The 9,623-nt window shown below is 49.7% G+C and carries 8 protein-coding genes; 5 read left to right on the forward strand and 3 right to left on the reverse strand.

All coding sequences use genetic code 11. From position 1 onward, the window contains the following. Positions 1 to 22: 22 nt before the first annotated feature. Together H9Q13_RS14285 and rlmB are read left to right on the forward strand one after the other, a co-directional pair. Positions 23 to 1,279, forward strand: a complete 1,257-nt coding sequence (locus H9Q13_RS14285) for a GWxTD domain-containing protein (RefSeq protein ID WP_224744299.1) — start codon at positions 23 to 25, stop codon at positions 1,277 to 1,279. Further along, positions 1,252 to 2,097 (forward strand): 23S rRNA (guanosine(2251)-2'-O)-methyltransferase RlmB, encoded by an 846-nt coding sequence (gene rlmB / locus H9Q13_RS14290; protein ID WP_191184478.1) that lies wholly within the window; start codon positions 1,252 to 1,254, stop codon positions 2,095 to 2,097. The genes H9Q13_RS14285 and rlmB overlap by 28 nt, the downstream gene beginning before the upstream one ends. Positions 2,098 to 2,230: 133 nt before the next feature. Here the strand turns inward: rlmB and H9Q13_RS14295 are convergent, their stop codons facing one another. Beyond that, positions 2,231 to 3,307, reverse strand: coding sequence for a mannose-1-phosphate guanylyltransferase (locus tag H9Q13_RS14295; RefSeq protein ID WP_191184479.1), 1,077 nt, complete (start codon positions 3,305 to 3,307; stop codon positions 2,231 to 2,233). Between the two features lie 2 nt (positions 3,308 to 3,309). Continuing rightward, positions 3,310 to 4,281 carry a KpsF/GutQ family sugar-phosphate isomerase gene (locus H9Q13_RS14300; protein WP_191184480.1) on the reverse strand — a complete coding sequence of 324 codons (972 nt, stop codon included), beginning with the start codon at positions 4,279 to 4,281 and terminating at the stop codon, positions 3,310 to 3,312. A 68-nt stretch (positions 4,282 to 4,349) separates the two neighbouring features. On the opposite strand from H9Q13_RS14300, the gene recQ reads away from it, so the two are divergent. Together recQ and purD are read left to right on the forward strand one after the other, a co-directional pair. Beyond that, on the forward strand, positions 4,350 to 6,530 hold the full coding sequence (recQ, locus tag H9Q13_RS14305; RefSeq protein WP_191184481.1) for a DNA helicase RecQ: 2,181 nt from the start codon (positions 4,350 to 4,352) through the stop codon (positions 6,528 to 6,530). A 145-nt stretch (positions 6,531 to 6,675) separates the two neighbouring features. Then, a complete protein-coding gene (gene purD / locus H9Q13_RS14310; RefSeq protein WP_191184482.1) occupies positions 6,676 to 7,956 on the forward strand; it encodes a phosphoribosylamine--glycine ligase in 1,281 nt (426 codons plus the stop codon). An 89-nt stretch (positions 7,957 to 8,045) separates the two neighbouring features. Here purD and H9Q13_RS14315 read toward each other — a convergent pair whose 3' ends face one another. Then, positions 8,046 to 8,462: a BrxA/BrxB family bacilliredoxin gene (locus tag H9Q13_RS14315; protein ID WP_317173907.1), complete on the reverse strand. Its 417-nt coding sequence runs from the start codon at positions 8,460 to 8,462 to the stop codon at positions 8,046 to 8,048. 479 nt (positions 8,463 to 8,941) lie between these two features. Between H9Q13_RS14315 and H9Q13_RS14320 the strand changes: the two genes are divergently transcribed. Further along, a complete protein-coding gene (locus H9Q13_RS14320; protein ID WP_191184484.1) occupies positions 8,942 to 9,265 on the forward strand; it encodes a hypothetical protein in 324 nt (107 codons plus the stop codon). Positions 9,266 to 9,623 lie beyond the last annotated feature (358 nt).

Consider the following 9,623-nt stretch of genomic DNA (forward strand, 5'->3'; position numbering starts at 1 on the left):
TTGTTGCATTACTTTCAAGTAAATGAAACAGATCTGTCTCTTCTCCTGCTTTTTTTTCATGATGCTGTTGTCCTCGTGCGGCGGCTCTAACCCATCTTATGCCCCTGTGTACCGGGAGCCCGCTGCTACTACCAGGCCCGACCAACCCGAAGTGGTCATGCACCATGCCCATTATGCTGCCCACGATAGCCTCTACCTGATTTTCCGGTTTGAGGACCTGAAACAGTTGCTGGACCTGCAGCAGAGTGCTACCCGCATCGACTTTGTGATCAGGGCTGGCAACACGGAGCGGGACATGCTGTTGCTGCGCGACACCGTGCAGATAACGGCTAGCCATAAGGTGCAGGGCGAGGGAAGTCTGGAAGTTCCGGTGAAAATTCCGGCCAACCATGTAACCGCCGGAAATTCCATGCAGGTAAGGCTATGGCTAAAGCTGGCCGGGCAGGAACGACTTGGCACTTCCCATCGGCTATACCTGAATCCTGAGATGCTGCAGAAAGACTACCTGATGGTACGGGCAAACAGTGGCAGGCCAGTATTCAGAGGATTCGCTACTACGGCGGACAAGCTTGTGCTTTGGCGCAGCAACGACACAACGGCACAGCCACTCCCCATCCGACTCTTCAACCCGGCATTCCAACCCGCATTGCCTCCTATGTCTGCCAAACAGGAGCCAGCCCCTGCATCGCAACTCCCCGTAGCTGATACGATTCGCCTGCAAACCGGCGATACCATCCGGCTGCAGCAGGAGGGCTTATACCTGTTTGGAGCAGATATGCCGGGCCAATCCGGTTTGTTGGTGCAGGAAGGCGCTTATCCGCTTGTGACTAGAGTCCAGGACCTCATCCCCCCACTCATATACCTGACCACCTCTGCCGAGCGTGAAACTTTATATAGCGCAAAAAATCAGAAAATAGCGGTTGATAATTTCTGGATGAGGGTAGCCAAAGACAAGAGCCTGGCCCGTGAGCTTATCAGGACTTACTATACCCGTGTTGAGAACGCCAATAGGCTCTATACCTCCTACAAGCCCGGTTGGGCTACCGATCGTGGGATGATTTATATCGTCTATGGAAAACCCAACAACATCAGCGTGAGCGGCGATTCGGAGACCTGGATCTACCGGGAGTCGGAGGCCACTCCCTATGTGAAGTTCGTTTTTACGAAAAAAGAGAATAACTTTACCGAAAATCACTTTGAGCTGATACGGAACCGCGAATACGAGGAGCACTGGTACAGCACTGTTGCAAAATGGAGAGCAGGAATAACAAATTTGTAGGCGGCAACCGCTATCGCGGACCCAAGACTCCGAAGGAGGATAAAATGGAAATGATTTTCGGTCTGAGGCCCATCATGGAGGCTATGCTGGCCGGAAAGGTGCTGGAAAAGATCTTCGTGCAGAAAGGTGCCCGCAATGCCAGCGTGGACGAGTTGCTGGAGCTGGCCAAGAAGCACGATGTGCCGGTAGCCAGTGTGCCGATTGAGAAGCTAAACAACCTGACTCGCAAGAATCACCAGGGGGCGGTGGCTTTTATCTCGGCCATCACCTATTCGCCTCTGGACGAGATCGTGACGGCGCTGTTCGAAAAAGGCAAAAGCCCATTGTTGCTTATCCTGGATCGCATTACCGATGTGCGTAACTTTGGCTCTATTGCCCGAAATGCCGAGTGCATGGGCGTCGATGCGATTGTTATACCTAGCAAAGGCGGTGCGCAGATCAATGCGGATGCGATCAAGACATCGGCGGGTGCCCTGCATAGCGTGCCTGTGTGCCGGGAGCACAACCTCAAAAGCACGATCGATTACCTGAAAGACTATGGCGTGCAGATTGTGGCCTGCACCGAAAAGACAGAGCATAACCTGACCGATAGAACGATTGACTTCGTAGGACCGACAGCCATTATCATGGGCAGTGAGGAAGACGGCATCTCTCCGGAGTACCTCAAGCGCGCCGATGCGAAAGTTCGTATTCCGTTACTGGGGCAGATTGGCTCGCTGAACGTATCCGTGGCTACCGGCATCATCCTGTATGAAGCCATGAGCCACCGCCTGCGCGAGAACGGTTATTCCAGCCAGAATACTTTTGAGCCCAGGTAAGACCGACTTAAAATAGATTATCCAAAAGGCCTATACCTTAAAAAGGGCGGTGCCATCAGTTGCTGATGATACCGCCCTTTTCTTATGCTATACCTGTTTCTATACCTGAATTGTAGAGATAGAAGCAGCTGCCTTAAATATATTCTGCCCCTTTTTTGGATTTGGCGTCAGACATAAATTCTTTCACCTTCTGCTCCTCGTCCAGCTTGCAGATCATCAGCACGTTGTCGTGCTCTGCCACAATGTAGCCTTCCAGGCCCTGCAGCACGACCAGACGCTGTTTAGGGGTCTTGATAATGCAGTTGTGCGTGTCATACAGCATAACGTCACCGTCCACCACATTGCCTTGGTCATCTTTTTTGTTGATGGTATAGAGCGAGTTCCAGGTGCCCAGGTCAGACCAGCCAATGTCAGCCAGCACCACATACACATTGTCCACCTTCTCCATGATGCCGTAGTCGATGGAGATGTTGCGGCAATGCGAATAGGCTTTGACGATAAAGTTTTGCTCTTCCGGGGTATGAAGGGATGAGGCGCCTTCCTCGAAAATCTCACTGATCTCAGGCAAGTGCTGGCGGAACGCCTTCATGATACTTTGCACGTTCCAGATGAAGATACCGGAATTCCAGACGAAGTCACCGCTTTCAAGGAACATTTGGGCAAGTTCCAGGTTCGGTTTCTCGGTAAAGGTTTTTACCTTTTTGATTGTCTGCTCCTCGCTGTCGATGAACTGGATGTAACCATAGCCCGTGTCAGGTCGGCTAGGGGTAATGCCCAGCGTGATCAGCACATCGTTCTTGTCAGCGGCTTCCACGGCCTCTTTCACTACCTTTGTGAAGGCTTCCTGCTTCAGCACCACGTGGTCCGACGGAGTCACGATCAGGTTGGCATTCGGATTGATCTGAGCGATCTTGTAGGAGGCGTAAGCAATACACGGCGCTGTGTTACGGCCAATAGGCTCCAGCAGAATCTGGTTGTCGGTGAGTTGAGGCAACTGTTCCTTTACCAGCCCTTCATAGTCGCGGTTGGTTACCACGTATATGTTTTCGGGTGGGCAGACATCCTGAAAGCGGTTCATGGTCATCTGGAGCATGCTTTCGCCTACGCCCAGCACGTCATGAAACTGTTTTGGAAAATCGGTCCGGCTGAATGGCCAGAAGCGGCTTCCGATGCCGCCCGCCATTATTACCACATAAGTGTTTTCGTTCATGTCTATACGAGTCCTTCTTTCAGCAAATCGTGGAGGTGCACAAAGCCCTCGAATTTACCTGATTTTGTGACAATGAGTTGTGTGATATTTTTATCCTGCATGATGGCCAGGGCTTCTGCGGCATAGGTATCCGGCTCAATGGAGAGTGGTGAGATCGTCATGATATCTGAAGCGCGAATGCCATCAATGGAGTCATATTTGTTGAGCATACGGCGCAAATCGCCATCAGTTATAATTCCGACCAATTCTGCTGTGTCTTCCTTTACTACAGCGGTAGCTCCCAGGCGCTTAGAGGATATTTCGATAATAATTTCCTTGAGTGCCGCGTTCTCTGTAACACTTGGCGCCATGTTTTGGCCATAGATGTCCTCTACTTTGAGGTATAGGCGCTTGCCGAGCGAACCGCCCGGATGCAGCGTGGCAAAGTCGGAGCTGCTGAACCCACGGGCCTCCAGCAGGCTCACTGCCAGTGCGTCGCCCAGCGCAAGCGCTGCCGTGGTGCTGGTAGTAGGGGCGAGGTTGTGGGGGCATGCCTCACGCTCCACAGATGCGTTGAGGATGAAGTCGGCGCTTTGCCCAAGGTAAGAGTCGGTGCTGGATACCAGTGCGGCCATTTGGGCTCCTTTGCGCTTTAGCAACGGAACGAGTACCTTTATCTCTGGCGTGTTGCCGCTCTTGGAGATGCAGATCACAAAATCTGCCGGCTGAATCATGCCCAGGTCGCCGTGAATGGCGTCGGCGGCGTGCATAAACAGGGCAGGTGTACCGGTAGAGTTGAGGGTGGCTACGATCTTGGCGGCAATGTTGGCGCTCTTGCCTATACCTGTCACCACAACGCGGCCTTTTATCTGCAGAATGGCTTTGACGCAATTTTCAAAGTCTTCGTCGATAAAATCTGCCAGTCTGGCGATTGCATCGGCTTCTGCGATTAATACTTTTTTTGCCGTAAGCGCTATATTATTAAGAAGATTCAATTTAAATTTGTGTTAAATGTACCCTGAGGGGATACGTTGCTTTACAGTTAAATTTTCCGATTCATTACATGTCTATCAAACACGAGATCAATCTCAAAAACAAATTAAAGGAAGTTTTTGGGTATAATCAATTTAGAGGGAATCAGGAGTTGATAATAAATAACATTATCAACGGAAAGAACACCTTTGTGATTATGCCGACAGGAGCTGGCAAGTCGTTGTGTTACCAACTACCTGCCCTTTCGCTGCCTGGAACTGCCATTGTTATTTCTCCTCTCATCGCCCTGATGAAAAACCAGGTGGATCAGTTAAACGCTTTTGGTGTGAATGCACACTTCCTGAACTCCACGTTGTCGAAATCAGAGATCAACAGAGTGAAAAAGGAAACCCTTGCCGGCGAGGTAAAACTACTGTACGTGGCTCCCGAATCGCTTACCAAGGAAGAGACTGTCGAGTTTCTGCGTAACTCCAATGTGTCGTTTGTGGCGATTGATGAGGCGCACTGTATCTCAGAATGGGGACACGACTTCCGACCGGAATACCGCCGCATACGCGGCATCATCGATCAGATAGGCAATTTGCCAATTATTGCGCTGACGGCTACGGCCACACCAAAGGTGCAGCTGGATATACAGCGCAACCTGCAGATGGACGAGGCCTCTGTGTTCAAGTCCTCGTTTAACCGCACCAACCTGTACTACGAAGTGCGCCCGAAGCACAACACCAAGAAACAGGTTATACAATACGTAAAGAAGCACAAAGGCAAAAGTGGGGTAATCTACTGCCTGAGCCGCAAGAAAGTAGAGGAAGTAGCGGAGCTGCTGCGCGTGAACGACGTTAAAGCATTGCCATACCACGCCGGCCTGGACTCCAGCATCCGCATGGCCAATCAGGATGCCTTCCTGAACGAGGAGGCAGACGTGATTGTGGCGACTATTGCCTTTGGCATGGGTATAGACAAACCGGACGTGCGCTTTGTAATTCACTACGACACACCGAAGTCCATTGAGGGCTACTACCAGGAAACCGGCCGTGCAGGTCGCGACGGGCTGGAAGGAAACTGCATTATGTTCTACAGCTATGATGATATCATCAAGCTGGAGAAGTTCAATAAAGACAAGCCGGTAACCGAGCGCGATAACTCCAAACTGTTGCTGCAGGAAATGGCGGCTTATGCCGACTCAGCCGTGTGCCGTCGTAAGCAGCTGCTCCATTACTTCGGCGAAGCATACGAGAAAGACTGCGGCTTCTGCGACAACTGTTTGCACCCAAAAGAGCGCTTTGAGGCGCAGAACGAGGTGCAGCTGGCCCTCAAAACAATACAGCAGACAGGCCAGCGTTTCAGCATTGAGCACAACACGGCGGTTCTGACGGGCCTGCGCAACCAGTATGTGGCAAGCTATGACCATGATAAACTGGAGGTGTTTGCAGCCGGTAAGGAGCACGACGCACAATTCTGGAGCTCAGTGCTGCGACAGGTGTTGTTGTCGGAGTATCTGGAGAAAGACATCGAGAATTTCGGTATCGTAAGACTGACACAGAAGGGGCTGGATTTCATCGCGAATCCGCACCCGATCCAGTTGAGCAAGGACCATGACTACGAGCAGGAGGTAAAGGCAGACGAGGAGAAGGAAGAAACCCAGGCCTCGGCCGGACATGATGAGGTGTTGTTTGACCTCCTGAAGAACCTGCGTAAGAAGCTGGCCAAGGAAAAAGGTCTTCCGCCCTACGTGCTGTTCCAGGACCCCTCGCTAAAAGAGATGGCTACTGTATACCCTACAACCCGCGAAGATCTGGCACATGTTGCCGGGGTAGGTATGGGCAAGGTGCAGAAGTTCGGCAAACCTTTTCTGGACCTGATCACAAAATATGTAGAGGAGAATGACATCGTGACGGCCGCCGACGTGGTGGTGAAAACCACGGTGAACAAGTCGAAGATCAAAATCTACATCATCCAGCAGATCGATAAGAAAGTGGATCTGGAAGAGATTGCTTCGTCAAAGGACCTGACCATGCAGGAGCTGATCGAGGAGATAGAGCACATCTGCTACTCCGGCACTAAGCTCAACCTGAACTACTATATCAACAATGTGCTGGATGAGGAGCGTCAGGACGAAATATACGATTACTTTATGAGCGCCAGCACCGACAACATCGGCGTGGCCCTCAAAGAGATGGGTTCGGGGGACTACACAGAAGAGGACCTGCGACTGATGCGCATTAAGTTCCTGTCGGAGTACGCAAATTAGATGGATACATTGCTAAATTGTTAAATTGTTGGAAGAGAAGGCATCATTTAGGCCAGAATCTTCCAACAATTTTTTTTAAGATTAGCCAGAATTGAAGACCTTTAACCATTCAACAATTTAACAGTTGAACAATTAAGAAAAGACTATGAACGTATTGATTATAGGGTCTGGGGCAAGAGAACATGCGCTTGCCTGGAAGCTGAGCCAAAGCCCATACGCGGAGAAGATATTCGTGGCACCCGGAAATGCGGGTACGGCAGAATTTCATACCAGCTGCGCCATCGACATTCATAACTTCGACGAGGTGGCCAAATTTGTGACTGACTTCAACATTATGATGGTCGTTGTCGGGCCCGAGAATGCCTTGGTAGAAGGTATACACGATTTCTTTCAGGAGAAGGACTTCTTGCGCGATGTGCTGGTGGTGGGCCCAAAGAAACTAGGTGCGATGCTGGAAGGCAGCAAAGACTTTTGTAAGGCTTTTTTGCAGAAGTATAACATCCCGACAGCCCGTTACGAGACTTTTACAGAGTCGAACTACCGCGATGCGGTGGAGTACCTGCGCAACCACAGTTACCCGGTGGTGCTCAAGGCCGATGGCCTGGCGGCTGGCAAAGGTGTGATTATTGCCCCGAATTTTGAGGAGGCGATTGATAGCCTGGAGGCCATGCTGCGCAACCATAAGTTTGGAAAAGCCGGAAGCAAAGTGGTCATCGAGGAGTTTCTGCAAGGTATAGAGGTATCGGTTTTCATTCTGACTGACGGCAAGGACTATGTGCTGCTGCCCGAAGCGAAAGATTACAAGCGTATAGGCGAAGGCGATACTGGCCTGAACACAGGTGGTATGGGCGCGATTTCCCCGGTTCCATTTGCAGATGAGGTTTTTATGCAGAAGGTGAAGGAGCGTGTGATTGAGCCTACTATCAAAGGTATGCAGGAGGATAACCTGGGCTATACCGGTTTCCTGTTTATCGGCCTGATGAATGTGAATGGTGAGCCTTACGTAATCGAGTATAACGTGCGCCTGGGTGACCCTGAGACCGAGGCGATACTGCCACGTATCAAATCAGACCTGTTCGAGCTGTTCCTGGCGCTGCACGACCACAAACTGGGCGACTTTAAACTGGAGATAGATCCGCGTACGGCAGCTACAGTGTTCCTGGTTTCGGGTGGTTATCCGGAAGGTTTTGACAAAGGCAAAGAAATCACCGGACTTGATCAGGTAAATCCCGACACGCTGGTGTTCCATGCGGGAACCAAGCGTGTGGACGATAAGATCGTGAACAACGGTGGCCGTGTAATTGCCGTGACCGGATTGGGTGATACCATGGAAGAGGCACTGGCAAAAGCGAATGCAGCAGCTGAAACCATCCAATGGACTGACCGCTACTATCGCCGCGACATTGGCTTTGACCTGCAAAAATAGCCTATGAAATAGCGAGGGCTATACCTGAATAAAAAGCGAAGGCCGGTGTTGATCAACACCGGCCTTCGCTTTTTAGAGTTTTAGGAGGCTTAGCAATAAGCTTCGAACGCGCCCTGCAGGTTGTCTACAATGCGGTTAAGCTCGTTGCCCTCGATGTGGTAGCGCTCAATCATGTGCACCAGCTCACCGTCTTTGAATAAGGCAATAGATGGAGACGAAGGAGGGTAAGGCAGCATAAACTCACGTGCCTTGGCTACTGCGTCCTGCTCCATGCCAGCAAAAACGGTTACCATTTTGCTTGGGCGCTTCTCAGAAGATGCCACGGCCATTTTCAGGGCAGGGCGTGCCTTAGAGGCAGCACATCCGCAAACAGAGTTAACGGCCACCAGCACAGTTCCCTCCTTAGAGGACAAAGCCTGCTCTACTTCTTCAGCAGTCATCAGTTGTTCGAAACCGGCAGAGGTTAAATCCTCCCGGATCGGAGCAACCATATATTCAGGATACATTCCCATGATTATCAGCTTTTAATTGAAAGATAATTGATACCGCAAAATTAAACATTATTCCTCAGAAAGGCTAAATGCCTGCCGTTACATTAAGTTCGGGCATTTGCCTACACTTAAGGCATATAATTTTGTAATGTTTAATGAAATTTCAATTCATCCAAACACTACACAACCAACTGTGGTATATGCCATTAATAGCTGCTATTCTGAAAAAATGACAACAGTTTAAAAGTGCTTAAGAAAGTTTGCAAGCAATTATACTGTTAATTGTCAAATGGTTACGGAATAGCACTGACGACTAGCCAATAGCACTAATTTTTGGAGTTGCGGAAGAGAAGTGCTAAGCCACCCAACTGAAGAATCCAGAAGCTTGCAATATAATTTAACTGGTATTGCGCAACCTGCTGACTATGTACTGATAGCTTTTGCTGAAGGCATCAAAGGATTATGTGAACCGTTACGACTAAAATCATTCTAACATGATTCTACAACATCAGGCGGCTTACTATTATATGTCTGCCAATGCAGAGAGACCTGCTGAGATAATTGAGATACTAAACAGTGACAGGCCCTATGTGCAGGTACCGATGCGCGAAGAAGATGTGATGCTGGAGGCGTTTTTTGTGCGCGATATGTCAGCCGAGGAAATTCAAAGCCATGGCAACAACCAGGTATGGCAAATCTTTGGGACCTGGGGCGAGCTGATTGATGATCATCTCAAACTTCACGTAAACGATTATGTTTTGGCAGAGCTTTTCCATTACAAAAACCAATACCCGCTGCCGGAAGGTATGGCAGCTTAACCACTATAGACTTTGCAAAGGAGTAAATAAAAAAGGCCTCTAGATTGCTCTAGAGGCCTTTTTCGGTGGTCGCGAAGGCACTATTTTAATAGCAACAAACAAAAGTAGACACAAGCAAAAGTGCTAAATTCAGCTATTCTACAGAATTTCGTGTTTACCTGCTAATGTCTGTTGATGCCTGTTTATGGAAAAACTGCTCCCAAAAACTGCTCCCGCGTTCTGAGAATCTTTACTCGGTTGTGGTCTACAATGTATGATGCGGGAATAAGTATGGCAGCAAGGGTGTTTACAGGAAGTTATGTGCGAGATAACTATCCAGGTAAATTGCCCCTACTGCCACAGTATGAAGGTAGTAAAA

The organism is Pontibacter aquaedesilientis, from assembly GCF_014773225.1.
GTDB classification, from domain to species: Bacteria; Bacteroidota; Bacteroidia; order Cytophagales; family Hymenobacteraceae; genus Pontibacter; species Pontibacter aquaedesilientis.